This is a genomic window from Bradyrhizobium sp. BR14999 (genome assembly GCF_056106085.1).
Genome location: NZ_CM148536.1, coordinates 3,110,035 through 3,135,576, shown reverse-complemented (window position 1 = coordinate 3,135,576; position 25,542 = coordinate 3,110,035). Strand labels below are relative to the sequence as shown.

The following is a 25,542-nucleotide window of genomic DNA, read 5'->3' as shown; positions in this document are numbered from 1 at the left end:
CGCCCTACCCCAGCGCCTTCAATTCGTCCGGCAACGCATACGCCCATTGCGTGATGTTGCCGGCCCCCAGGCACACGACGAGGTCGCCTGGCTTCGCCAATCCCTTGACGATGCCCGCGAGCGCCGAGGCCGCCGGCAGCGGGATCACCTCGCGATGGCCGTGGGCGCGCAGGCCCGCGACGAAATGATCGCGGTCGACGCCCGCGATCGGCACTTCGCCGGCGGCATAGACTTCGGCGACTACAACCGCGTCCGCATCGTTGAAGCAGGTGCAGAATTCCTCGAACAGCGATTGCAGGCGGGTGTAGCGATGCGGCTGCACCACGGCGATCACCTTGCCGGTGTAGGAATCGCGCGCCGCTTTCAGCACGGCCGCGATCTCCACGGGATGATGGCCGTAATCGTCGATCACGGTGACGCCGTTCCACTCGCCGGTCTTGGTGAAGCGCCGCTTGACGCCGCCGAAGCCTGCGATGGCGCCGCGGATCTTGTCGTCGGAAACACCGAGCGTGTGCGCGACCGCGATCGCCGCCGTCGCGTTCGAGGCGTTGTGCCGGCCCGGCATCGGCAGCGCGAGGTCGGCGATCTCGTGCACGGCCCCGCTCTTGCGATCGCGGATGACGACCTTGAATTTCGAGCCGCCGCCGCCCGCCGTGAGGTCGACCAGCCGCGCGTCCGCCTGCGGATTCTCGCCGTAAGTGATGATGCGACGATCCTCGATCTTGCCGACGAGGCTCTGCACCACGGGATGATCGATGCACATCACGGCGAAGCCGTAGAACGGCAGATTCTCGACGAAATGGCGGAACGCATCCTGCACGGCATCGAAGGTCTTGAAATGATCGAGATGCTCGGGGTCGACATTGGTGACGATCGCGACATCGGTCGGCAGCTTCAGGAACGTACCGTCACTCTCGTCGGCTTCCACCACCATCCAGTCGCCGGCGCCGAGCCGCGCGTTGGAGCCGTAGGCATTGATGATGCCGCCGTTGATCACGGTGGGATCGAGACCGCCGGCGTCGAGCAGCGTTGCGACCATCGTGGTCGTCGTGGTCTTGCCGTGGGTGCCGGCGATCGCGACGCAGCTCTTCAGCCGCATCAGCTCGGCCAGCATCTCGGCGCGACGCACCACGGGAATGCGCCGTTCGCGCGCCGCCATTAATTCCGGATTGTCGCGCTTGATCGCGGTAGAGACCACAACGACCTCGGCGCCGTCGACGTTCTCCGCCTTGTGGCCGACCGAGACCTTCGCGCCCTTCTTGCGCAGCCGGTCGAGATTGTAATTGTCGGCGGCGTCGGAGCCCTGCACGGCATAGCCGAGATTGACCAGCACCTCGGCGATGCCGCTCATGCCGATTCCGCCGATCCCGACGAAGTGGATGGGTCCGATCTCGCGCGGCAGTCTCATACTCTGTTCCCTGACCTCGCCGCCCCCGAAGGCGGCATCTGGCGAAGGTCACGGCCAAATCAGCCGCGCGCCTTTCCTACTGGATGCCCCGCTTTAGAAGGCGATGACAAGGGCTTTTTCGCGTCAGATTCCCGCGACTTTGACCACGAGATCCGCCAGCCGCTCGGCCGCGTCGAGCCGGCCGGCGCCGCGGGCGGCTTCGGCCATGGCGGCAAGACGCGCCGGCTCGGCGGCGAAGGTGGAGATTTCGGCGGCAAGGCGGTCCGAGCTGAACTCGGTCTGCGGGATGCGGATGGCGCCATCGACCTTGACCAGCACGCCGGCATTGGCGAACTGATCCTGGTCGATCGAGCCCGGCAGCGGCACCAGGATCGAGGGCCGCCCGATCGCGGCAAGCTCGGCGACCGTGCCCGCGCCGGAGCGCGACACCACCAGATGGTTGGAGGCAAGCCGTGCCGGCAAATCCGTGAAGAAGGGTGCGAGCTCGACTCTGATCTTGAGCTTGTCGTAGACCGCGCGCACGCGGCTCTTGTCCTCTTCGCGCACCTGCTGGGTCAGGACGAGGCGGCTCCACAGCGCCGGCTCGAGCCGCTCGATCGCGCCCGGCACGATATCGGCCATGATGCGCGCGCCCTGACTGCCGCCGACGACGAGCAAGCGGAGCGGACCGTTCACTTCAGGCGTGATATATTTTACCGCAGCGGCCGCGAGGATCGCCGGCCGCATCGGCGTGCCGACGGTCGTGGTCTTAGCCGATAGCGCCGGATCGCGGTCGAGCACGCCGGGCAAGGACGTCGCGATGGCGCGGACACGGCTCGACAGGAACCGGTTGGCGCGGCCGAGTACGGCGTTGGCGTCGTGGATGATCCCGGGCACGCCGGCGAATTTCGCCGCGACCAGCGGCGGCAGCGTCGGATAGCCGCCGAAGCCGACGACAGCGACAGGCTTCAATCGCTTGATCAGAGCGTAGGCAGAGAGCGTGCCGACGGCGAGCGTGAGGCCGGCATAGGCAAGCTGGAACGGATTGCGGCCGCGCGCAGTCTCGCTCGAGACGACGTCGATCATGTCCTTGCTGAACAGCCCGCTATAGCGCAGCGCGCGCTCGTCGGTGACGAGGCGGACGCGAAAGCCGCGCCGGATCAATTCGACGCCGAGCGCCTCGGCCGGAAACAGATGACCGCCGGTGCCGCCCGCGGCGAGAAGAATCAGGGGGGACGTGTCCATGACGGAGGGTTTTACAAGGTCTTTCTCGTTATTGCGAGCGAAGCGAAGCAATCCAGACTACCTCCGCGGAGACAGTCTGGATTGCTTCGTCGCACCAGCGCAAAATTGCTACGCAATTTTGTCGCGGGCTCCTCGCAATGACGACGAATTAAGCGTAACTCCGCATCGCCTCGGCGCGGCCGCTCGCCTCGACCTCGGTGCGCGGGCGTAGCCGTGTCAGCGCCAGCATCATGCCGACGCCATAGGCGAGCGACACGATCGAGGAGCCGCCATAGGAGATGAACGGCAGCGTCATGCCCTTTGCGGGGATGAGCTGCAGGTTCACCGACATGTTGATCGCCGCCTGCACGCCGAACAGGATCGCAAGGCCTGAGGCCGCAAAGCGCGAGAACATGTCCTCATTGGCATAGGCGCGCGACAGCGTGCGGATGACGACGAAGGCGAACAGAGCCAGCATCGCCAGGCACAGGATGATGCCGAACTCTTCGGCAGCAACAGCGAACACGAAATCGGTGTGGCTGTCCGGCAGGCTGCGCTTGGCGATGCCCTCGCCCGGTCCGAGGCCGAACCAGCCGCCATTGTAGAAGGCTTCCATGGCGGTATCGACCTGGAAGGTGTCGCCAGAGGCCGGGTTCATGAAGCGCCTGATGCGACCCGCTACGTGGGGAACAAAAAGGTAGGCACTGAACAGGCCGGCCGCGGCGGCGCCCGCAAGGCCGAACACCCAGATCATGCGCATCCCTGCGATGAAGAACAGCGAGCCCCACACCATCAGGATCAGCATGGTCTGGCCGAAGTCCGGCTCCATCACCAGCAGCGCGACCAGCGTCAAGAGCAGCGCCAGCGCCATCGAGGTCGCCGGCATCTCCGGCCGCTTGGTCGATTCCGCGAACAGCCAGGCCGCGATGACGACGAATGACGGCTTTGCGATCTCGGAGGCCTGGATGTTGATGCCGAGCAGCGTGATCCAGCGCCGAGAGCCCTTCACCTCAGGACCGATCGCGAGCGTCACCACGATCAGGATGATGCTGACCGTGAAGATGATCAGCGCGCTCCTGCGGATCGCGCGCGGTGAGAGGAACGAGACGCCAAGCAGCACCAGGCAGGACGGCGCCAGGAACATCACGTGGCGGCTGAAGAAATGGAAGGGATCGAGCCCGATACGGGTCGCAACCGGCGGGCTCGCCGCCAGCGACAGGATCACGCCGGTCAGCATCAGCGCCAAAATGGCGCCCATCAGCGGCTTGTCGACGGTCCACCACCACTCGGAAAAGGGGGTGCGTTCTTCACGGGAGAGCATGGGCGGCCGCTTTCGGACAGAGGTCCGTCCATTGGTCGCCGAGGTTGGTTACCGGGGGGTTAATGAATCGCGGATGTTTGGAGATGATCCCCGCTGCCGCCACAAAACACACTGTCATGCCCCGCGAAGGCGGGGCATCCAGTACGCCGCGGCACCTCGGCTCGAGCACCGTCTCTGGGATACTGGATCGCCCGGTCAAGCCGGCCGACGACAGCGGAGTGTGACGCACGTGTTCCCTACACCACCGGCTTCACGCCCGGCAGCGCTTGCACCAGCTCGCGGAACTTGGTGCCGCGGATCTCGAAATTGCGGTACTGGTCGAAGGAGGCGCAAGCGGGCGACAGCAGCACGACTGCGTCGGTGAGCCCTGAGGCTTCTGCGTCGCGCGCGGCGTGCTCGACGGCAACGTCCAGCGTCTGGCTGATCTCGTGCGCAACCTCGCTGCCCAGCGTGCCGGAAAATTCCTGCGCGGCCTCGCCGATCAGATAGGCCTTGCGAATGCGCGGGAAGAAGCCGGTCAGGCTGGTGATGCCGCCGGCCTTCGGCTTGCCGCCGGCGATCCAGAAGATGTCGGCGAAGGACGACAGCGCGTGCGCGGTGGCGTCGGCATTGGTGCCCTTGGAATCGTTGACGAACAGCACGTTGCCGCGGCGGCCGACCTGCTCCATGCGATGGGCAAGGCCCGGAAAGCTGCGCAGGCCGCTCTGGAGCACATCGAGATTGATGCCCATCGCGAGCGCGGCGGCGGCGGCGCAGGCGGCATTCTGCGCGTTGTGCTGGCCGCGCAGCGAGCCGATGCCGCCGAGCGCGGCGATCTCGCTGCGGGCGCCGCCCGAGGTGCGCACGATATTCCCATGCTCGACATGGATGCCGCTCGCCAGCGGATTCTTGACGGAAATGCGCACCACGTTCTTACCCGCGCGGTCGAGCCGGTCGGCGATGTCACGGCAAAAACCGTCGTCGACGCCAACGATCGAGGTGCCGCCCCCCTGCACACCGGCAACGAGACGCTCCTTCACCGCGGCGTAATGGGCAACCGTGCCGTGGCGGTCGATGTGGTCTTCGCTGACATTGAGTAGGATGCCGACGGAGGGATCAAGCGAGGGCGTGAGATCGATCTGATAGGACGACATCTCGATGACGTGGACGCGGCCCATGCGCGGCGGCTCCAGCGACAGGATCGCGGTGCCGATATTGCCGCCCATCTGGGTGTCGTAGCCGGCGACTTTCGTCAGGTGCGCAATCAGCGCCGTCGTGGTCGACTTGCCGTTGGTGCCGGTGATGGCGACAAACGGCGCCTCCGGCGCGTGGCGGCGCCGCTCGCGGCAGAACAGCTCGATGTCGCCGATCACCTCGACGCCCGCCTCGCGCGCCTTCAGCACGCTCCAGTGTGGCACCGGATGGGTCAGCGGCACGCCGGGCGCCAGCACGAGCGCGGCGAAACTCGCCCAGGAGATGTTGCGCAAATCCGCGGTGACGAAACCGGCCTGCGCCGCCTTGGCGACGTTCTCGGCATTGTCGTCGGCGGCGATCACCTCGGCACCACCGGCTTTCAACGCATGGCAGGAGGCGAGCCCCGAACCGCCGAGGCCGAACACAGCGACAGTCTTGCCGGCAAAGGATGTGACCGGGATCATCGCGCGACCGTCAGCGCAGCTTCAGGGTGGAGAGCCCGGCGAGCGCCAGCATCACCGAGATGATCCAGAAGCGGATCACGATCTGCGGCTCGGTCCAGCCGAGCTGCTCGAAATGATGATGGATCGGCGCCATCCGGAAGATGCGTTTTCCGGTGAGCTTGAACGACACCACCTGCACGATGACGGAGACCGCCTCCAGCACGAACAGGCCGCCGATCACCGCGAGCACGATCTCGTGCTTCACCGCGACCGCGATGGCGCCGAGCATTCCGCCAAGCGCGAGCGAGCCGGTGTCCCCCATGAAGATCGAGGCCGGCGGCGCGTTGAACCAGAGGAAGCCGAGGCCCGCCCCTAGCAGCGCGCCGCAGAGCACGGCGAGTTCGCCGGTGCCCGCGACATATTTGATCTGGAGATATTCGGCGAACACGGCGTTGCCGGCGAGATAAGCGATCATCGCAAAGCTCGCGGTCGCAATCATCACCGGCACGATGGCGAGGCCGTCGAGACCGTCGGTGAGGTTCACCGCGTTGCCGGAGCCGACGATAACGAAGGCGCCGAAGATGACGAAGAACCAGCCGAAATGCAGCACCGTGTCCTTCAGGAACGGAATCGTCAGCGCGGTCGACGCGGGATCGCGGTTCAGCCGCACCAGCGCGTAGCAGGCGACCAGCGCGATCGCCGCCTCGATCAGCAGGCGAAGCTTGCTGCCGAACCCGGTCGTGGTCTGCTTGGTGACCTTGAGGTAATCGTCATAGAAGCCGACGAAGCCGAAGCCGAGCGTCACCGCCAGCACGATCCAGACATAGGGGTTGAGCGGATTGGCCCACAGCACCGTGCCAACGGTCAGGCCGGACAGGATCATCAGCCCGCCCATGGTGGGCGTGCCCTTCTTGGCGAGGTGCGATTGCGGACCGTCGGTGCGGATCGGCTGGCCCTTGCCCTGGCGGATGCGCAAGTGATCGATGATCCATGGTCCGAACAGGAACACGAACAGCGCGCCGGTGACGACGGCGCCGCCGGTGCGGAAGGTGATGTAGCGGAAGACGTTCAGGAAGGTGCGAAATGCACCGAAGCCCGGAAATGTGTTGGAGAGCTCGATCAGCCAGTAAAACATTCAGACGGTCCTATGGCGCCTTTGCATGCGCGGCCTTGGCATTGTTCTTGGCCTCAACGTGCCTCACGCGCATTCGCTGGCCTTCATCATCGGGGCGGGCGCGACCTCAGGGACAACGCACGGCTTCGCACCGCAAAGGGGGATTCGGGAACAGCGCCTTCCAAGCAGTTTACGCCTTTGCCTGCAAGGCGGCCACCAGGCCCGGCACAAACTTGTTGACCCAGAACATCTTCTTGCTGCCCTTGACAACCACGACGTCGCCTGCCTTCAGCAGGCTCGCAACCTCGTCCGGCTTCAGCGTGGCGGGATCGTCGTGCCAGCCGAGGCCCTTGCCTGACGGCAGCACGTCGAAGAGGTGGCGCATCAGGGACCCGACACAATAGACGCCGTCGATGCCTTCGAGATGCTTGGCGAGGCCGGTGTGGTAGCTTGGTGCGTCAGCACCCAGCTCCAGCATGTCGCCGAGCACCGCAATGCGGCGCCCGCCAGTCATGTTGCGCGCCTGCAGGCTTTGCAGCGCAGCAGCGACGCTGGCCGGGTTGCCGTTGAAACTGTCGTCGATCACGGTGATGCCGCCGACCGCCTGCTCGACGCCGCGGCCGGTCATGATGCCGACCCGGTCGAGTTTGATCGCGAGCGTCGCCGCATCGAGGTTCGCCGCGCGGATCGCGGCGAGCGCGGCCAGCGCATTCTGTACGCGGTGCGGCGCGCCCGGCGTGAGGCTGAAGGCGATCTCCTTCTTGCCGAGCTTGGCCACGACCTGCCAGCTCTCGCCATGCGGGGCGTGCGCGATCTCGTGCACCTCGGCATGCTCGCCGAAGCGCACCACCGTGCCTTTCCAATCCGGCGCCTTGATCCCGGCGGGCAGCACCAGCACGCCGTCCTCGGGCAGGCCGAGCGCGATCGAGACCTTCTCGCGCCTGATCGCTTCGAGCGAGCCGAGCTTTTCCAAATGCACCGGCTGGACGTTGACGACGAGCGCGACCGTCGGCCGCGTCAACTCGCTGAGCCGCGCGATTTCGCCGGGCTGGTTCATGCCCATCTCGACGACCCAGAGGCTGGCGTCCGGCCTGGCGTTGCACAGCGTCAGCGGCACGCCCCAGAAATTGTTGAAGCTCGACGGGCTGGCATAGGCGTTGGGGTAAGCGGCCAGAAACTCCTTGGTGCTGGTCTTGCCGGCGCTGCCGGTGAGCCCGATCACCGGACCGCCAAAGCGAGCGCGTGCGGCGCGCGCAAGGCCCCACAGGCCGTCGATCAGTGTGTCCTTCACGACGATCTGAGGAATGCGGATGCCTGCGATCTCATGCGGCACGATCATCGCGACCGCCCCGGAGGCTTCCGCCTTGTCCGCGAACTCCCAGCCGTCACGCGCGCTGGCGAAGGCGGAGACGAAGCCGCCACTCGGCGTGCCGCTCAGCGCGACGAACAGGCTGCCCGGTTTCACCAGGCGGCTGTCCTGGGTGACGAAATCGATCGGCGTATCCGGGAATGATCCACCGACGCCCAGCGCGCGCGCCACCTCGGCAACCGTCCATATCGGCGCGCTCATGCAATCCTCGATGCTAGTGCGGCGGCGACCGCCTCGTGATCACTGAAGGGCAAGATCTCGCCGCCGACGATCTGCCCGGTCTCGTGGCCCTTGCCGGCGATGAGGAGCGCATCGCCCTCCTGCAAGTCCTCGATCGCCGCGCGGATCGCAGCAGTGCGGTCGCCGATTTCGCGAGCCCCCTTTGCGGTCGCGAGGATCGCCGCGCGGATCGCTTCCGGCTTCTCGCTGCGCGGATTGTCGTCGGTGATGATGACGCCGTCGGCATTCTCGGCCGCGATCTCGCCCATGATCGGCCGCTTGCCGGCATCGCGATCGCCACCGGCGCCGAACACGACGACCAGCCTGCGCCTGGCGTAGGGACGCAGCGCCTGCAAAGCCTTCGCCAGCGCATCGGGTTTATGCGCGTAGTCGACGAAGATCGGCGCGCCGTTGCGCTCGCCGACGCGTTCGAGACGGCCCTTGGCGCCTTCGAGATGTTCGAGGCTCGCGAACACGTTTGCCGCATCGCTGCCGGTGCCGATGGCAAGGCCGGCCGACACCAGCGCGTTCTCGATCTGAAACTCGCCGACCAGCGGGAGACGGACCTCATACCGCTTGCCGCGATGCTCGAGCGCGAGCGCTTGCGAAAAGCCCTCAACCTCGGCTCCGGCGAGACGAATGCCCTCGCCTGCCCCGCCGCCGTTGCGGCCGACTGCCATCACGCGCAGGCCGCGCGCCTTCGCCGCGTCAATGACGTCCACTGAACAATCATGATCGGCCGAGATCACCGCTGCTCCGTCAGGGGCGACCAGCTCGCGGAACAGGCGGAGCTTGGCCGCGAGATAATGTGCGACGGTCGGATGATAGTCCATGTGGTCGCGCGAGAGATTGGTGAAGCCGCCGGCGCAGACGCGCACGCCGTCGAGGCGGTACTGGTCGAGCCCGTGCGAGGACGCCTCGAAGGCGAGATGCGTCACGCCGTCGCGCGCGATCTCGTCGATCTGCCGGTGCAGCGCGATCGGATCCGGCGTCGTCAGCGAGCCGTAGACGGTGCGCTTGGGCGAGACGAGGCCGATGGTGCCGATGCTGGCGGAGGCGTGCCCCAGCCGCTCCCATATCTGGCGCGTGAAGGCTGCGACCGAGGTCTTGCCGCTGGTGCCGGTCACCGCGGCAATCGTCGCGGGCTGTGCGGGAAAGAATTTTGCCGCCGCCAGTGCCAGAGCGCGGCGTGGATTGGCGACCGTGACGAACGGCACCTTGCGACCATCAGGTGCATGGTCGCCGACGACGGCCACCGCGCCTGCGGCGACCGCAGCATCGATGAAGCGCGCGCCGTCGGTCTTGCTGCCCGCAAGTGCGAAGAAGAGATCGCCCGGCCTGACCTGGCGGCTGTCGAGCGCAAGGCCGCTCACATCGAGCGCCGTGGCAGCGGGCTCGATTGCGGCATCATTGCCTAGCAGTTCGCGCAGCTTCATGGTGTTCCAGTCGACACGCCGTGCCGGAAAGCCGAATCTTCGGAAAAGCCCCGACTCAGCAGCGGCAACGGCCTACCCGGTTGATTACTGGGTTGTCCTGGATGCTGCAAGAATAAGGCGGTCGGACGGCGGCAGGTCGAACCGCGGCTCGACGCCCAGAAGCGGCGCGATTCGCTCGATCACCTTGCCGCCCGTCGGCACCGCGTTCCAGCCCGACGTGATGAAACCCTTGGTTTCAGGAATCGCCTGCGGCTCGTCCAGCATGATCAGGATGTGATATTTCGGATCGTCGCAGGGCATGACCGCGGTGAAGGAGTTGAGCACCCGCTTCTTGGCATAGCGCCCGTTGATGACCTTCTCGGACGTGCCGGTCTTGCCGCCGACGTAGTAGCCCTTGATGTCCGCGGTCTTGGCGGTACCGATCTCGGCATTGAGCCGCATCAGATACCGCATCTTGTCGCTGGTATCCTGCTTGATCACGCGCTTGGCCAGCGCCGCCGCTTCCGCTTCGCTGCGCTTCATGAAGGTCGGCGGAATCAGATAGCCGCCATTCACCAATGCGTTGATGCCCATCACCGCCTGGAGCGGCGCCACCGAGAGGCCCTGGCCGAAGGCTGCCGTGACCGTGTTCAGCTCGCTCCAGCGGCGCGGGATCAGCGGCGCCGCGCTCTCCGGCAGCTCGGTGCGCAGCCGCGTCAACTGGCCCATCTTGGCGAGGAACGCCTTGTGCGCCTCGACGCCCTGGCTGAGCGCGATCCGCGCCGCGCCGATGTTGGACGAGAAGGTGAACACTTCCTTGGTGTTGATGAAACGCCCGAGCGGGTGGCTGTCGTGGATGGTGAACTTGCCGTAGTGCAGATTTCCGCGCGCATCCCACGACGAGTTCAGGTTGATCTTGCCGGAATCGAGCGCCATCGCCAGCGTGAACGCCTTGAAGGTCGAGCCCATCTCGTAGACGCCGGTGGTCAGGCGGTTGATGCGGTCGGGGTCGTGCGCTTCCTTCGGATTGTTGGGATCGAAGTCCGGCAGGGAGACCATCGCCACGATCTCGCCGGTCTTGACGTTGGAGACGATGCCGGAGGCGGCCTTGGCGTGGAACTTGTCCTTGGCCTTCAACAGCTCGTCACGGAGCGCATGCTCGACGCGCAGATCGACCGAGAGCTCGATCGGCTTCTGCAACCGGTCGGTGGCAAAGCCGGCGCGATGGAGATCGGCGAGCCCTTGATTGTCGAGCCACTTCTCCAGCCCGGCGATGCCCTGGTTGTCGATATTGACGAGACCGATGAGGTGGGCGACTTCGTTGCCGGTCGGATAGACGCGCTTGTTCTCGCGCAGGAAGCCGATGCCGGGAATGCCGAGCTTGTGGATGTCCTGCTGCTGCTTCGACGTGACCTCGCGCTTGAGCCAAACGAAGCCCTTGCGCGTCTTCAGGCGCTCGCGCACCTCGGCCTCGTCGAGGTCGGGCACGGTGGCGGTCAGAAGCTCGATCGCCTCGTCCTTGTCGATGATGCGGCGTGGCTCGCCGAACAGGCTCGCCGCCTTGACGTCGGTTGCCAGGATCGCACCGTTGCGGTCGACGATGTCGGGCCGCGCGGTCGCGACCACTTCCTGCGCCGCGGCGCGGCGTGCACCGTGGGCGTCGGCGCCGATCGCGAACATCACGAGGCGGCCGCCGATCAGGGCATAGACCGAGGCGAAGGCGAGCATTGCGAGGCCAACACGCGCGCGCGCCTTCGCCGCGCGATCGACATTGCGCCCGTAGAGCAGGCTGCGGATCAGCCGCTGCCGCCAAGGCTCGGTCGGCTTTTCCATGGGTTTTGCCGGGATCGGAGCGCTCATTGATTGTCCTCCGGCTGAGGCACGGAGCCCGTCACGGTCTCGGGATCGCTGGCGGCTTCGATGGTGTTGAGCATCGCTCCGATCGGGTCGGGCTCACCCGGTCTGAACATCCGCGGCGGGCGCTCCGGCAGGTTCTTCAGCGAGTCATATTGCGTGCCGTTGACCGGCTTGAGCGACAGATGCCGGTCTGACAATCCTTGCAGGCGCAGCGGCGCATCGAGCTTGGCCCATTCGGCGCGCAGCGAGGCGATCGCATCGCGCTGCTCCCGGATCTCCGCATGCAGCCGCAGCACCTTCTCGGTGCGCGCGGTGGAGTCCATCTTGATCCGGTAGACATGGGCCGCCGCGAAGATCAGCGCGCCGATGACGAGGAGGTGGATGAAGCGCATGCGCTAGCCGCCCCTCATGACGTCGGAGAGTCTTGGCCAGGACGATGGCTCGCCATCGTCATGCGCGGGCGCCGAGGTGCGCTCGGCGGCGCGCAGCTTTGCGGAGCGCGCACGCGGGTTATGCGCCACTTCGTCTTCACCGGCGACGACCGGCCGCCGCGTCAGCAGCTGGAAGCTCGGCGCGGCCTGCGCGACTTCCGGCAGATGCCGCGAGCCGCCGCCGCTCTTGGAACGTGAGGCGAGAAAATTCTTGACGATGCGGTCTTCCAGCGAATGGAACGAGACCACGACGAGGCGGCCGCCGGGCTTGAGCACGCGCTCGGCCGCAGCGAGCGCCGTCTGGAGTTCCTCGAGCTCTTCGTTGATGAAGATGCGCAGCGCCTGGAACGTCCGCGTCGCCGGGTGAATGTCCCCGGGCTTCGAGCGCACGACCCTGCCGACGAGATCGGCGAGCGCGCGCGTCGTCGTGAACGGCGTCTCCTGCCGATCTGCAACGATGGCACGGGCGATGCGGCGCGAATGCCGCTCCTCGCCGAAGAGATAGATGATGTCGGCGAGATCGCCTTCGGAGGCGCGCGCGACGACGTCCGCCGCGGTCGGGCCCGCCTGCCCCATCCGCATGTCGAGCGGACCGTCGAGACGGAAGGAGAAGCCGCGGCCGGCCTGGTCGAGCTGCATCGAGGACACGCCGACATCCATCACGACGCCATCGATCGCCTCGACGCCCTGCGCCGCGCAGACCTCGGCGAGGTTGGAGAAGCGGTCTTCGACCAGCATGAGCCGGCCCGCAGAGCGTTCGACGAGCTCGGCACCGCCAGCGATCGCAGTACGATCGCGGTCAATGGCAATGAGCCGAGTTCCCGGCACATCGAGAATGGCGCGGCTGTAGCCGCCGGCGCCGAAGGTGGCATCGACGTAAATACCGCCCTCCCGCGGGGCGAGATGGTCGACGGCCTCGCGGCCGAGAACGGGAATGTGCGGAGCCGAGCTCATGCGCCACGCCTGCCGAACGCCCAGCCTGACGTCGATGCCAGATCGGGAACGAAACAGCCCATGACGCCTCGAATGATTCTGCGTCGCGGCGGTTCCACGACAAAGCCCTCGTCCTACATGATTACCGAGTCCGGTCGTCCCGGGCCGCAAGCCCAGTGTTCCCAGCGAATTTTGTCGGGCAGCCATGGGATTTCGAGCCAAAATACGCTTTGGCCGCCTCCGGACGCGGGTCGGCACTTCATCTCTCAGTAACGGCCCTTAGCGTTAAGAAAGCGTTGATCGGCTCGCGACAAGTCGAAATGGTGACGCTGTGGTGATGCTTCATCCACACACATGCGCCAAAATGCATTCGTTAACCGCGCCGCGCGATTGCGCGCGGCCGAGGGTAAAGGAATAGTAAAGAGAAGGGCTTGGCCCACACTCTTCGTCCAACTCGAGCTGTCCATGCCGTCCGGTTCGTCCACGCCGTCTGGATCTGATTCGAAGCGTCAACGCGTTCTGCCGGTTCCCAAAGCCGCGGCGGGCATGCGGACGTTCGATCCGGATTCCTCGATCGTCTCCGACATCATCCCTTCGCCGAACCATGGCGAGCGCGCCAAGGGACGCCAGCCGGACATGATCGTGCTGCACTACACCGGCATGCCCGATGTCGAGGGCGCGCTGGCGCGGCTGTGCACGGCGGGGACCGACGTGTCGGCGCACTACGTCGTGCTGGAGGACGGCCGCATCGTGCAATGCGTGCCCGAGGCCCGGCGCGCCTGGCACGCCGGCGTCGCGTCCTGGGCCGGCGAGGACGACATCAACTCCTGCTCGATCGGCATCGAGATCATCAATCGCGGGCATGACTGGGGCTATCCGGAGTATCCGCTGCGCCAGATCGCCGCCGTGATCGCGCTGTGCCGCGGCATCATGCTCCGCCGCAAGGTGCCGCCGCACCGGGTGCTCGGCCATTCCGACGTCGCGCCCGCGCGCAAGAAGGATCCCGGCGAAAAATTTCCGTGGCATTCGCTGGCCAATTCCGGCGTCGGCCACTGGGTGACGCCCGCCCCGGTCGTGCGCGGCGAGACCCTGATGCTCGGCACCATCAGCGACGCCGTGCTGAGCATGCAGCAGGCGCTCGCCAGATACGGCTACGGCGTGCCGCTGACCGGCAAATACGATGCCGCGACCATGGAAGTCATCACCGCCTTCCAGCGCCACTTCCGCCCGGCCCGTCTGGATGGTGTCGCCGATCATTCGACGCTATCGACATTGCAGGCGTTGCTGGCGAGCTTGCCGCAAGAGGGGACGCCTGTCGCGTCGAAGTGACGACGACGGCCACATACTCTGTCATTGCGAGCGAAGCGAAGCAATACAGACTGTCTCCGCGGAAACACTCTGGATAGCTTCGTTCACTCCTCGCAATGACGGAGCTCGTGGCGACTATCCCATCTCCCTCACCCGTCGCGCATACAGCCGCCGCAACGGCTCCAGCTGCGTCGCCTCCGTCGCCGCCCGATACGCCTCGCGCGCCTCGTCCTTGCGGCCGAGCCGCCGCAACAGATCCGCGCGCACCGCGGGCAACAGCTCGTAGCCATCAAGCCCGCCGCGCGCGGTGATCGCGTCGACAAGAGCGAGCGCACGTGAAGGTCCATCGACCATCGACACCGCCGCGGCATGATTCAGCTCGATCACCGGCGAGGGACTGATGCGCAGCAGGACTTCATAGAGCCCCGCAATCTGCGGCCAATCGGTCTCGTCAAAGCTGGTCGCGCGTGCATGCAGCGCCGCGATCGCGGCTTGCACGGCATAGGGTTGCGGCCGGCCCGGCAGGCGCAGCGCGTTCTCCACCAGGAGCAGGCCCTCCTCGATCTGCGCGCGATCCCACAGCGAGCGATCCTGTTCCTCTAGCAGCACGATATCGCCGGCCGGTGTCTCGCGCCCGCCGCGGCGCGCATCGTGCAGCAGCATCAACGCCAGCAGGCCCTTGATGCCGGCGCGATCGGGCATCAACCGGTCGAGCAGGCGGCCGAGCCGGATGGCCTCGACGGCGAAATCGGGCCGCATCAGGCCCGTACCCGAGGTCGCCACGTAGCCTTCGGTGAAGACGAGATAGATCACGGTGAGCACGCCGTCGAGCCGCGGCGCCAGCGCGTCGCGCTCGGGCACTTCGTAAGGAATACCGGCGAGGCGGATCTTCTGCTTGGCGCGAACGAGGCGCTGGGCCATCGCCTCCTCGCTGACGAGAAAGGCGCGCGCCACCTGCGCGGTGGAGAGCCCGCACACGGTGCGCAGCGTCAGCGCGATCTGGACTTCGGCTGCGAACGCGGGATGGCAGCAGGTGAAGATCAACCTGAGCATGTCGTCGTCGAGCATGGTCGGCGGCTCATCAGGCGCTTGCGCGTTCAGCTCGAGCTCGTGCACCAGCGCTTGCTGCTTGCCGCGAAAGATAGCCTGGCGGCGAATGCGGTCGATCGCCTTGTTGCGCGCGACATTGACCAGCCAGGCGCGCGGATTGTCGGGGACCTCGCAGGCCGGCCAGCGCTCCAGCGCGACGGCGAAGGCGTCCTGGAGTGCGTCCTCGGCGAGATCGAAATCACCGACGAGGCGGATCAGCGTGGCCAGCGCCCGCCCCGCCTCGTCACGGAAGATGGCTTCGATCTCGGAAGGGGTCATGTCACACGATCACTCTCCTCCCGTCATTCCCGGGCGCGGCAAGGCCGCGAGCCCGGAATGACGAAGGTGAGAGTTGTCACTTCTCATACACCCAGATCGGCCGCACCTCGATCGACCCGATGCGCGCGCTGGGAATCCGCGCCGCAATCTCGATCGCGGCGTCGAGATCCTTGGCCTCGATCAGATAGTAGCCGCCGAGCTGCTCGCGCGTTTCCGCGAACGGACCATCGGTCGTCAGCGTCTTGCCGTCGCGCACGCGCACGGTCGTCGCCGTCGTGGTCGGCTGCAAGCGGTCGCCGGCCTTGAAGTTGCCGCTCTGGATGATGCCTTGCGTGAAGGCCTGATATTCGGCCAGCATCTTCTGGCTGGTCGCCGCATCGTTCTTCGCGTATTCGACCTCGTTCTGATAGATCATCAGCAGATACTGCATTGCTTCACTCCTGTTGTTCGGCTGTGTTGCCGACATCCAGTCGAACGGGGCACGCTCCAAACGACGTCTCCAGGATAAATTATTTCGGGCCAAGCGTGCACGGCGATATCGGCTTGACGGAACCGTCACAAATGCTCCATGCGTAGACCGTCAGTCGGCCGGACGGCCGCTCCGGCAGGGGCCGAAAGGCCGCCGGGGAGGAAAGTCCGGGCTCCCTTGACATGCGGTGCCGGATAACGTCCGGCGGGGGTAACCCCAGGGAAAGTGCCACAGAAAACGAACCGCCCGCCTTCGCCCTTCGGGGCTATGGCGTGACAAGCCCGCGAGGCTCGCCACGCCGAAGCAGCGCAAGCTGCATAGGCGGGTAAGGGTGAAAAGGTGCGGTAAGAGCGCACCGCGGCTGCGGCAACGGAGCCGGCATGGTAAACCCCACCGGGAGCAAAACCGAATAGGGACGGCGCAGCGGGCTGTTCGCGCAAGCGATAACGCCGCGGGGCGATGTCAGGCCCGCCGTCCGGGTAGGTTGCTCGAGGCCATGTGCAAACATGACCCCAGAGGAATGGCCGTCACGTACCGTTCGCGCAAGCGGACGGTGCCCTACAGAACCCGGCTTACAGGCCGGCTGATATTCTAAAGCGTTTTCGAGCGAAGTGGGTTTCCGGTTCGCGTGAAGAAAACGTCTTGCTAAGGAAGCAACGAGGGGTTCGGCGTGAATGCGCCGGGCCCCTCACCATTTTAGGGGCAAGCGCGCGCCATTCAAACGGTGTCATTCCAGCGCGTGCGCAGCACGAGCCCGGAATCCATCGGACGGCACAGTTGGTGGAGGAATGGATTCCGGGTTCGTGCTGCGCACGCGCTGGAATGACGATGTAGCGGCAGGCCGCGCGACGTAAACGCTGCGGCCGCGTCAGGCCGCGCGCGTATTCGCCTTTACGATGACGGGTGCAAGCTCGCCGGCCTCGCGCCGCAGCTTGCTCGCCTCGAAACCGTGCATGCCAAGCTGCCATTGCAGCCCGACGATGGCACCCTTGGTCGGTTGCAGCAATGCGAGCGACGCGAACAGCGTCACCGGCAGCCACACCGCGAGTTGCAGCCACTCCGGCGGCGCGTAGGCGGTCTCGACCGCGAGGATGGCCGGAACCACGAGATGGCCGACTATGACCATCACGAGGTAAGCGGGAAAATCATCGGCGCGCTGGTGGAACAGCTCCTCGCCGCAATGATCGCAAGCGTCAGCCACTTTCAGGAAGCGGCCGAACAGGTGCCCTTCCCCGCAATTCGGGCATTTGCCGCTGAAACCGCGCCACATCGCCTTTGCCAGAGAGACCGTCGCCATGACCACACCTCTTCCTTTTCAATGGTCCATACAATAATATCTTGCATCCATACATTCAAAGGAAACGGGCCTATATTGCATGGATTGGACCCCTACAATCTCGGAGCTCTCCGGCCCGCGCTACCAGCGCATCGTCGAGGCCATGGAGGCCGACATTGCCGCAGGGAGGCTGGTGCGCGGCCAGCAATTGCCAACGCAGCGGGCGCTGGCAAAAGCACTCGGCATCGATCTCACCACGGTGACGCGCGCCTACACCGAGGCGCGGCGCCGCGGCATCATGGAGGCCCGGGTCGGACAGGGCTCGTTCGTCTCGGAGACCAGCGCGCGCCGTGCGGTCGACTTGCCGCATCCCGTCGCGATTGATCTCTCGATGAATGTGCCGCCGCATCCGCTGGAGGCGCAGCTCGACGAGCGCATCATCGCCGGAATGGAGTCCATCCGCACGCAATCGGGCCTGACGGCGCATCTCAACTATCAACCGCCCGGCGGCAGCGCGCATGAGCGCGAGGTGGCAGCGCGCTGGATGCGCGCGCGCGTTCCGCACGCGCATGCCGACAGGTTGGTGATCTTTCCGGGCGCGCAAACGATCCTGTTCAACCTGCTCGCTCATCTCGCGCGGCCCGGCGAAATCGTGCTGACGGAAACGCTCACCTTTCCCGGCATCAAGGCCGCAGCCGCACGGCTCGGCGTCAAGCTCATCGGTGTCGCCATGGACGACGGCGGCATCCTGCCCGACGCGCTGGCGAAGGCCTGCCGCGCGCACAGCCCGAAAGCCGTCTATCTCATTCCGACGCTGCACAATCCGACCACGGCGACATTGTCCGCCGAGCGGCGCAACGCCATCGCAAAGATCATCAGCGATGCCGGTACGACGCTGATCGAGGACGACGCCTACGGGCTGCTCGATCGCTCGGCATCGCCGATCGCGAACCTCATCCCGGAGCGGACTTATCTCGCGACCACGCTGTCAAAATGCATCGCGCCGGCGCTGCGCGTCGCCTATTTGCTGGCACCCGACAACGACGCGCAGCAGGCGATGCGCAGCCATTTGCAGGCCACCGTGCAGATGCCGGCGCCGCTGATGGTCGCGCTGGTCACGCATTGGATCGAGACCGGCATTGCCGACCGCATCATCACCGCCATCCGCAACGAGGCAGTCGGCCGCCAACAGCTCGCGCAGCGGGCGCTGAAGGGGTTTCAGTTCTTGGCCAAGCCCGCCGCTCATCATCTCTGGCTGCGGCTGCCGGAGGGCCGGTCCGATGTCGCGGGGCATCTCTTGCGGAATGGACTCGCGGTAGTCGACGGCGAAGCCTTCACCGTGGACGGAACACCGCCACATGCGGCGCGCCTCTCGCTGGGCGCAGCGCGCAACCGGGCGGAATTGACCGAGGCGCTGCGCATCCTGGTCCGCGCACTGCAAAAGCCCGCCGACACCAGGCAGATCGTCTAGACTCTTTATTGATGATGACGACGGTGGCGTGGGCGAACCACCGGCGCAACGGCTGCAGGATAAGCCGCATAGGCCTCGCTCGGGGCCACCGCCTCGCCGCGGGCTGCGCGCCCCGCGGGCGTGAGCTGGCCGCCATTGAGCACATCGCGGTCGGGATGCGCGGCCTGATAGGCTGCAGGCTCGGAAAACTGCGCCTGCGCCAATGTCGGCGTCAGGGCGGCGGCCGATAACAGCGCGGCCGCAACGGCAATGTTCATGCGGGTCATGATCATGCTCCATCATCTCATCAGGGACGGTGCGGCGTGACGCCCGGCAGGCCCCAAGATTAAAGTACGAGCGTCATGTAGGCACGTCTTCCGCGAACGCCCGCCCCTGGGGATCACGCTTGCGTGCGGTTTTGAAATTGACCTTCGCGGCCGCATCTGTGCTATGCGCCAGATGACGATCAAAAGCGGGATCGCGTTCGGCATCGCCGCTAACGACAGGAAATGATTGGTGGAAACGTCCACTTACGCGCTGCTGCTGTTCGGCGCGCTGGCCGGCGGCTTCGTCTCGGGACTGGCCGGCTTCGGCACGGCACTGATGGCGCTCGGCATCTGGCTCTATGTGCTGCCGCCATCGCTTGCGGTGCCGCTGGTGCTGATCTGCTCGGTGATCGCGCAAACCTCAACGCTACCGTCGATGTGGAAGAGTTTTGACCTCTCGCTGGTCTGGCCGTTCCTGATCGGCGGACTGATCGGCGTGCCACTGGGAACGATGATGGTCGCCTCGGCCGATCCAAAAGTGTTCAAGCTGAGCGTCGGCGTGCTGCTCCTGATCTTCTCGAGCGCGCTGTATCTGAACAAGAGGCCGCTCGCGATCAAGTTCGGCGGCCGGATCGCCGACGGCGCGATCGGCTTCGCCGGCGGCATTCTTGGCGGCCTCGCCGGACTGTCGGGCCCGCTGCCGATCCTGTGGGCCAACATCCGCGGCTGGAACAAGCACGAGCGGCGGGGCATCTTCCAGCTCTTCAATTTCACGGTGCTCGCGACCGCGCTCGCGTTGCAGACCGCGTCGGGCCTTGTCGAACTCAAAGTGGTCTGGCTCGCGCTGGTCGCGTTTCCGGGCACACTGATCGGCGCATGGGCCGGCGCGCGGGTCTATCACGCCCTGAGCGACAAGCATTTTGGCGATGTCGTGCTCGGCCTCCTATTCCTGTCGGGCCTCGGCCTCGTCTGGAATAGTGTTGGCACGCACTAAAGCATGATCCGGAAAAGTGCGTAGCGGTTTTCCGAAAAGATCATGCTCAAAACAACAACCTAAAGCGCGATGACGATTCATCCCAATCTCATCGCGCTTTAGGCGGGCACGCGTGCGGGAGGCGCGACTGGCTCGGTCCCCGCCTGCTCCAGGGGGTGCTCCGGACGGGGCAATACCAGTCGCTTCCTGAATTCGCGACGCAACAACCACAAGCTCAACGCAGCCTGAAGCGTCGTCGCAGCGATCGACAAGTACCACACGTGCTCCATGCGGAAGCCCGGCCGCGTCGACAGCCAGATCGCCGGCAAGGAATAGGTGAACACGCGTGTCGCCGAGCTCAAGAGCACCGGCTTGGTATTGCCGAGCCCCTGGAACATGCTCGAGCAGGTGAAGATCAGGCCCTGCGCCACCATGTTGAGCGAGATGATCCGCAGGAACAGGAAGGCGATCGCCATGGTCTCCCGGTCGTTCGAGAATCCGGCGAGCAGCAATTCCGGCTTCAGCTGCGCAAGAATCATGAAGCCGATCATCACGACGGTGGTGATCAGCGCCGCCTTGACGAAGGTTTCGCGCACGCGCGCACCGTTTGCGGCGCCGACATTCTGGCCGGCGATCGGCCCGGCCGCCAGCGCGACCGCAAGCGCCGGCATCTGGATCAGGCCGAGCACGCGCTGTCCGATGCCGAATCCCGCCTGCGCCCCCGCGCCGAAATCGCGCAGCACGTAGTAGACCACCGCCATGAGGATGAACATCATCGCGAATTCGCCGCCGGCGGGCAGCCCGACATTGAGGATGCGCTTCAAATGGCGCGGCTGCGGGCGCCACTGCGCCGCGTCGAACGCGACGTAGCGCTCGACCTTGCGGAAGTACGCCAGCAGCATCAGAACGCCGATCACCACCGCGATCGAGCTTGCGAGCCCCGCGCCGGCAACGCCGAGTGCGTAGCCCGTGCCCCAGCCCGCGATCAGCACCGGCGCCAACGCAATGTTGATGACGACCGCGAGCGCCTGCACCAGCATGGCGGGACGCACAATGCCGGTCGCGCGCAGCGCAGACGCCATCACCTGTGTGGCGAATTGCAGCGCGAGCGCCGGCATGAACCACAACAGATAGATGGTCCCCGCCTCGATCGTCGCCTGGTCCGCGGCAATCGAACGCATGTAGAGGCGCGACAATGCTGCTCCCATGACCAGAGTCAGCAAGCCGAACAGCACCGACAGTGCGATCGCCTGGTTGAAGATCAAATTGGCATCCTGCCGATCCTTGCGTCCCACGGCATGTGCGATCAGCGCAACAGTGCCGACGCCGAGCACCTGCATCAGCGCGTTGACGAGAAATCCGGCGTTGCCGGCCGCGGCGACGCCCGCGACCGCCGCATCGCCCAATCCCGAGACGAAGTAGAGATCGACCAGCTGGCAGACCATGATCGTGACCATGCCGACCATGATCGGCGGGGCCATGGCCAGGATGTGTCTCACGATGGAGCCGTTCGTCAGGTCCTTCATGTCATTCCATCCTTGGCACCGTAACATCGGGACGTTCGCCCGTTGCCGCGCGCCTCACTCCGCTGCTGCAATGTATCCGAGCTCCACCACCTGGCGCTCGAACAGGCCGCGATAGATGCCGCCGGGCTTGGCCGCGAGCACCGCATGCGTGCCCTGCTCGACGATCTCGCCGCGGTCGAACACCAGGATGCGATCGAGGCTCTTCACCGTTGACAGGCGGTGCGCGATCACGATCGAGGTGCGGCCCTTCATCAGCCGCTCCATCGCCTGCTGGATCAGCGCCTCCGATTCCGAATCGAGACTCGAGGTCGCCTCGTCCAGGATCAGCACCGGCGCATCCGCCAGGAAGGCGCGCGCCAGCGCGACGCGCTGCCGTTCGCCGCCCGACAGCTTCACGCCGCGCTCGCCGACCAGCGTGCCGTAGCCCTTGGGCAGGCGCAGGATGAAGTCGTGCGCATTCGCAAGCCGCGCCGCATGCTCGATCGCCTGCAGGCTGGCGCCCGGCCGGCCATAGGCGATGTTCTCGGCGAGCGAGCGGTGGAACAGGATCGGCTCCTGCTGCACGATCGCGATCTGGCTGCGCAGCGATTGCTGCGTCGCGAGCGCGATGTCCTGCCCGTCGATCAGCACGCGGCCGCCGGAGACGTCGTAAAGCCGCTGCACCAGCTTGACGAAGGTCGTCTTGCCGGAGCCAGAGCGGCCGACGAGGCCGACCCGTTCGCCGGCGCGGATCGTCAGCGACAGCCCGTCATACAGCGGCGCGCGATGGCCGCCATAATGGAACGTAACGTCGGCGAACACGATCTCGCCGCCCTCGATCGCGATCGGCCGCGCATCGGAAGCGTCCGCAATGCCGATCGGCTCGTCGTGGATCGCCACCAGTTCGTCCATGTCATTGACCGAGCGCTGGAGGTTGTTGATATGCATGCCGACGTCGCGCAAGTAGGCGTGGATGACATAGTAGCTCGTCAGCACATAGGTGACGTCGCCGGGCGAGGCGTGACCTGACATCCACAGCAGCACCGATCCGCCGATCACGGACGCGCGCAGGCACAGCAGCAAGGAGAGCTGCGACATGGCCGTGTAGTTGTAGCGCAGCCAGGTCCGCCGCACGCGCACGCGCCAGCGACTGATGACGCGGGCGAGCCGTGCATCTTCGCGCAGCTCTGCGCCGAACGACTTCACCACGGCGTTGCAGGTCAGCGCGTCCGCCAGCGTGCCTCCGACCTTGGTGTCCCAGGCATTGGAGACGCGCGCCGCCGGCGCGATATAGCGGGTCGAGAACACCACCGTGGTCGTGACGTAGAAGATCGCCCCGAGCGCGATCACCAGGCCGAGCGAGGCCCAATGCAAGCCGATCAGGACCATCGAGCCGATCAGCACCAGCAGCGAGGGCGCCAGCGCCAGCAGAATGGTGTCGTTGAGCAGGTCGAGCGCCCACATGCCGCGCGTGATCTTGCGCACCGTGGAGCCTGCAAAGGAGTTGGCGTGCCAATCGGTCGAGAAGCGCTGCACGCGCGTGAACGCATCGTGCGCGACGTCGGACATGATCTTCAGCGTGAACGGCACGATCGCCTGGAGGCCGACGAGCCGCAGCACCATCGAGGCCGCGCCCAGCGCCACGATGGCGCCGAACGCCGTGAGCGCCGCGTGGCGCGCGTCCGGATCCGACGGGCCGCGCGTCAGCGCATCGACCAGATGCCCGGAGAACACCGGCATGAACAGGTCGGCGATGGTCGCGCCCAAGAGGCCGCCGGCCACGATGAGGCCGCGCCCGGGCTGCTTCAGCCAGTGCCGGAACACGAAGGGCAGCACCACGCGGATCGCGGCGGGCTTTTTGGACAGAGCGGTCATGACATCATCCGGCCGCTCGCGCAGGCTGCCGGCTCCATCGATGGACGCAGGCCGGCCGCGAGGGCCGAAACGGCGTCACTCAAAACTGACTTTGACTTGGGAAGCGGAGCGATCGGGGCGCTTGGCCGAAACCTTGGCCCAATCGAAGCTGGCGGAAAGGGCCCCTACGAGGCCGAGCACATACCGAGCCAGAACATCGAGCGCGGGCGTGCGATCTGCGAATGCGACGAAATCATGCAAATCTCTCCCCGGTTCGATTGAATGAGGTGCGCTTTATAGATGTGTCGTTTGCGATTTGCAACGGGGCTCGCGCGAGATCACAGATGAGTGTTGCAATTTGGTGCGGGAGCGTTGGCCCGCGACGCTTTGGTGCGCACCGTCCCTCGCCTCAATCTCCACTGTCATGCCCCGGCTTGACCGGGGCATCCAGTACGCCGCGGCGGATGTGGTGAGAGCGGACTCTCCAACGCCGGCCTCTGGGATACTGGATCGTCCGCCCCAGTGCGCAAGTGCGCACAAGGCGGACGATGACACCGAGTATGTATAGCGTCAATGCGCGTCGCCGCCGCCGGTCATCGCGGCCGGCTTGTTCAGCAACCCGACCAGCAGGCTGAGGCCGAGATAGAACAGCGTCAGCATGAAGAAGGCGTCGCCGAAGCTCATCACCACGGCCTGGCGGTGCACGAGTTGGGAGAGCTGCTTCATCGCCATCAGCGTGGAATCGCCGAGCCCCTGGAATTTCTGCATGAACATGGTCAGGGTTTCGGTCGCGGTCGCGTTGCCCCAGGTCACGCGCTCCTGCAGGCGCGTGATGTGCAGATCGGTGCGATCGTTGAGCACGGTGTTGATGATGGCGAGCCCGACCGCGCCGCCGAGATTGCGCATCAAATTGAACAGGCCGCTCGCGTTCTTCACCCTGTCAGGCGCCAGCGTGCCGAGCGCGATGTTGTTGGTCGGCACCATCGCGAACATCATGCCGATGCCGCGCAGGATCTGCGGCACCAGCAGCTCGTAGAAATCGTAGTCGCGGGTGATCCAGGTCATCTGGTAGGAGCCGATCGCGAACACGACGAGGCCGAACGCGATCATGTAGCGCATGTCGAACTTCACCATGAGACGGCCGACCAGCGGCGCGACCAGGAACATGGTGATGCCGGAGACGAACATGGTCTCGCCGATCATCAGCGCGCTGTAGCCGCGCACTTCGGCGAGATAGCGCGGATAGATATAGGTCAGGCCGTAGAGGCCGATACCGATGCAGAACTGCAGCAGGCAACCGATCGCGAAGTTGCGGTTGGAGAAGGTGCGCAAATTGACGATCGGCTCGGCCGCCGTGAAGACGCGCCAGAAGAAGGCGATCGCCGAGATCGCGCAGATCCAGGCGCAGATCGCCACCGAGGTGTCCTGCAGCCATTCATATTGCGGACCTTCCTCCAGCACATATTCCAGCGTGCCGAGGAAGCCGGCCATGAACAGCAGGCCCCACCAGTCGAAGCGGTCGAGCAGCTCGAAATGCGGCTCGTCGAAATCGACCAGCGCCAGCACGCCCAAGGTGATGCTGATGCCGGGCACGACGTTGATGAAGAACAGCCAGTTCCACGACATCAGGTCGGTGATGTAGCCGCCGACGGTCGGCCCAATGGTCGGGGCCAGCGTAGCGACGAGACCGATGATGGGACCGACGATGTGGAATTTCGTGCGCGGGAAGACGGTATAGGCCGAGGCGAACACCGTCGGAATCATGCCGGCGCCCAAAAAGCCCTGGAGCGCGCGCCAGAGGATCATCTCCTCGATCGTGGTGGCGAAGCCGCAGAGCAGGCTCGAGAAGGTGAAGCCGGCGGCCGAGATCGCGAACAACAGCCGCGTACCGAAAGCGCGCGACAGAAATCCCGACAGCGGGATCGCGATGACTTCGGCGATCAGATAGGCGGTCTGCACCCAGGACACTTCGCTGGAGCTCGCCGACAGGCCGGCCTGGATCTCGCTCAGGGAGGCCGAGACGATCTGGATGTCCAGGATCGACATGAACATCCCGAACACCATGATGATGAAGGCAAACAGCCGCTTCGGCGCGATGCGCTCCGAAGCGGGATCCGCGATCATGGCAGGTGAAGCGGTGGTGGCGTTGGCCATGGTGTCAGCTCAGATGCAAGCTGCGAGCTCTCT

At 65.6% G+C, this 25,542-nt stretch carries 21 protein-coding genes and 1 other RNA gene; 4 read left to right on the top strand and 18 right to left on the bottom strand.

Features of this window, described 5'->3' with window-relative positions; all coding sequences use genetic code 11:
• Positions 1–4 precede the first annotated feature (4 nt).
• The 10 genes from murC to rsmH form a co-directional block, all read right to left on the bottom strand.
• On the bottom strand, positions 5–1,408 hold the full coding sequence (gene murC, locus ACR9YP_RS14420) for a UDP-N-acetylmuramate--L-alanine ligase (RefSeq protein WP_438105988.1): 1,404 nt from the start codon (positions 1,406–1,408) through the stop codon (positions 5–7).
• Between the two features lie 123 nt (positions 1,409–1,531).
• Positions 1,532–2,632, bottom strand: coding sequence for an undecaprenyldiphospho-muramoylpentapeptide beta-N-acetylglucosaminyltransferase (gene murG, locus ACR9YP_RS14415; RefSeq protein WP_438105986.1), 1,101 nt, complete (start codon positions 2,630–2,632; stop codon positions 1,532–1,534).
• A 148-nt stretch (positions 2,633–2,780) separates the two neighbouring features.
• Positions 2,781–3,932: a putative lipid II flippase FtsW gene (gene ftsW / locus ACR9YP_RS14410; RefSeq protein WP_474220190.1), complete on the bottom strand. Its 1,152-nt coding sequence runs from the start codon at positions 3,930–3,932 to the stop codon at positions 2,781–2,783.
• A 236-nt stretch (positions 3,933–4,168) separates the two neighbouring features.
• A complete protein-coding gene (gene murD / locus ACR9YP_RS14405) occupies positions 4,169–5,569 on the bottom strand; it encodes a UDP-N-acetylmuramoyl-L-alanine--D-glutamate ligase (RefSeq protein WP_438105985.1) in 1,401 nt (466 codons plus the stop codon).
• A gap of 10 nt (positions 5,570–5,579) precedes the next feature.
• Positions 5,580–6,683, bottom strand: coding sequence for a phospho-N-acetylmuramoyl-pentapeptide-transferase (gene mraY, locus ACR9YP_RS14400; protein ID WP_091879224.1), 1,104 nt, complete (start codon positions 6,681–6,683; stop codon positions 5,580–5,582).
• 169 nt (positions 6,684–6,852) lie between these two features.
• Entirely contained in the window at positions 6,853–8,232 is a 1,380-nt protein-coding gene (locus ACR9YP_RS14395) for a UDP-N-acetylmuramoyl-tripeptide--D-alanyl-D-alanine ligase (RefSeq protein WP_370989317.1), read from the bottom strand.
• Complete coding sequence (locus tag ACR9YP_RS14390; RefSeq protein WP_438105982.1) at positions 8,229–9,686, bottom strand: UDP-N-acetylmuramoyl-L-alanyl-D-glutamate--2,6-diaminopimelate ligase; 1,458 nt, start codon at positions 9,684–9,686, stop codon at positions 8,229–8,231. Before ACR9YP_RS14390 ends, ACR9YP_RS14395 begins: the two co-directional genes overlap by 4 nt.
• Positions 9,687–9,770: 84 nt before the next feature.
• Positions 9,771–11,525 carry a peptidoglycan D,D-transpeptidase FtsI family protein gene (locus ACR9YP_RS14385; RefSeq protein ID WP_474220189.1) on the bottom strand — a complete coding sequence of 585 codons (1,755 nt, stop codon included), beginning with the start codon at positions 11,523–11,525 and terminating at the stop codon, positions 9,771–9,773.
• Positions 11,522–11,914 (bottom strand): cell division protein FtsL, encoded by a 393-nt coding sequence (gene ftsL / locus ACR9YP_RS14380; protein ID WP_091879235.1) that lies wholly within the window; start codon positions 11,912–11,914, stop codon positions 11,522–11,524. Before ftsL ends, ACR9YP_RS14385 begins: the two co-directional genes overlap by 4 nt.
• 3 nt (positions 11,915–11,917) lie before the next feature.
• A complete protein-coding gene (rsmH, locus tag ACR9YP_RS14375; RefSeq protein ID WP_438105980.1) occupies positions 11,918–12,907 on the bottom strand; it encodes a 16S rRNA (cytosine(1402)-N(4))-methyltransferase RsmH in 990 nt (329 codons plus the stop codon).
• Positions 12,908–13,432: 525 nt separating this feature from the next.
• Between rsmH and ACR9YP_RS14370 the strand changes: the two genes are divergently transcribed.
• Positions 13,433–14,215 (top strand): N-acetylmuramoyl-L-alanine amidase, encoded by a 783-nt coding sequence (locus tag ACR9YP_RS14370; RefSeq protein ID WP_438105978.1) that lies wholly within the window; start codon positions 13,433–13,435, stop codon positions 14,213–14,215.
• A gap of 114 nt (positions 14,216–14,329) precedes the next feature.
• Here the strand turns inward: ACR9YP_RS14370 and ACR9YP_RS14365 are convergent, their stop codons facing one another.
• Both ACR9YP_RS14365 and ACR9YP_RS14360 read right to left on the bottom strand, forming a co-directional pair.
• Complete coding sequence (locus tag ACR9YP_RS14365; protein WP_438105976.1) at positions 14,330–15,562, bottom strand: RNA polymerase sigma factor; 1,233 nt, start codon at positions 15,560–15,562, stop codon at positions 14,330–14,332.
• A gap of 76 nt (positions 15,563–15,638) precedes the next feature.
• Positions 15,639–15,992, bottom strand: coding sequence for a YciI family protein (locus ACR9YP_RS14360; protein WP_438105974.1), 354 nt, complete (start codon positions 15,990–15,992; stop codon positions 15,639–15,641).
• Positions 15,993–16,142: 150 nt separating this feature from the next.
• Between ACR9YP_RS14360 and rnpB the strand changes: the two genes are divergently transcribed.
• Positions 16,143–16,622: RNase P RNA component class A (gene rnpB / locus ACR9YP_RS14355), an RNA gene on the top strand.
• Between the two features lie 277 nt (positions 16,623–16,899).
• On the opposite strand, the gene ACR9YP_RS14350 is transcribed toward rnpB, so the two are convergent.
• Complete coding sequence (locus ACR9YP_RS14350; RefSeq protein ID WP_474220188.1) at positions 16,900–17,328, bottom strand: DUF983 domain-containing protein; 429 nt, start codon at positions 17,326–17,328, stop codon at positions 16,900–16,902.
• 79 nt (positions 17,329–17,407) lie between these two features.
• On the opposite strand from ACR9YP_RS14350, the gene ACR9YP_RS14345 reads away from it, so the two are divergent.
• A complete protein-coding gene (locus ACR9YP_RS14345; protein ID WP_474220187.1) occupies positions 17,408–18,778 on the top strand; it encodes an aminotransferase-like domain-containing protein in 1,371 nt (456 codons plus the stop codon).
• Positions 18,779–18,783: 5 nt separating this feature from the next.
• On the opposite strand, the gene ACR9YP_RS14340 is transcribed toward ACR9YP_RS14345, so the two are convergent.
• Positions 18,784–19,044, bottom strand: a complete 261-nt coding sequence (locus ACR9YP_RS14340; RefSeq protein ID WP_164934369.1) for a hypothetical protein — start codon at positions 19,042–19,044, stop codon at positions 18,784–18,786.
• Positions 19,045–19,273: 229 nt separating this feature from the next.
• On the opposite strand from ACR9YP_RS14340, the gene ACR9YP_RS14335 reads away from it, so the two are divergent.
• Complete coding sequence (locus ACR9YP_RS14335) at positions 19,274–20,017, top strand: sulfite exporter TauE/SafE family protein (protein WP_128936043.1); 744 nt, start codon at positions 19,274–19,276, stop codon at positions 20,015–20,017.
• A gap of 98 nt (positions 20,018–20,115) precedes the next feature.
• On the opposite strand, the gene ACR9YP_RS14330 is transcribed toward ACR9YP_RS14335, so the two are convergent.
• From ACR9YP_RS14330 to ACR9YP_RS14315, 4 genes are all read right to left on the bottom strand, one after another.
• Positions 20,116–21,522 (bottom strand): MATE family efflux transporter, encoded by a 1,407-nt coding sequence (locus ACR9YP_RS14330; protein ID WP_438105969.1) that lies wholly within the window; start codon positions 21,520–21,522, stop codon positions 20,116–20,118.
• A gap of 54 nt (positions 21,523–21,576) precedes the next feature.
• Positions 21,577–23,376: an ABC transporter ATP-binding protein gene (locus tag ACR9YP_RS14325; RefSeq protein WP_474220185.1), complete on the bottom strand. Its 1,800-nt coding sequence runs from the start codon at positions 23,374–23,376 to the stop codon at positions 21,577–21,579.
• Between the two features lie 75 nt (positions 23,377–23,451).
• Positions 23,452–23,616: a hypothetical protein gene (locus ACR9YP_RS14320; protein ID WP_164940314.1), complete on the bottom strand. Its 165-nt coding sequence runs from the start codon at positions 23,614–23,616 to the stop codon at positions 23,452–23,454.
• Between the two features lie 309 nt (positions 23,617–23,925).
• On the bottom strand, positions 23,926–25,509 hold the full coding sequence (locus ACR9YP_RS14315; protein WP_370989305.1) for a DHA2 family efflux MFS transporter permease subunit: 1,584 nt from the start codon (positions 25,507–25,509) through the stop codon (positions 23,926–23,928).
• Between the last annotated feature and the right edge of the window lie 33 nt (positions 25,510–25,542).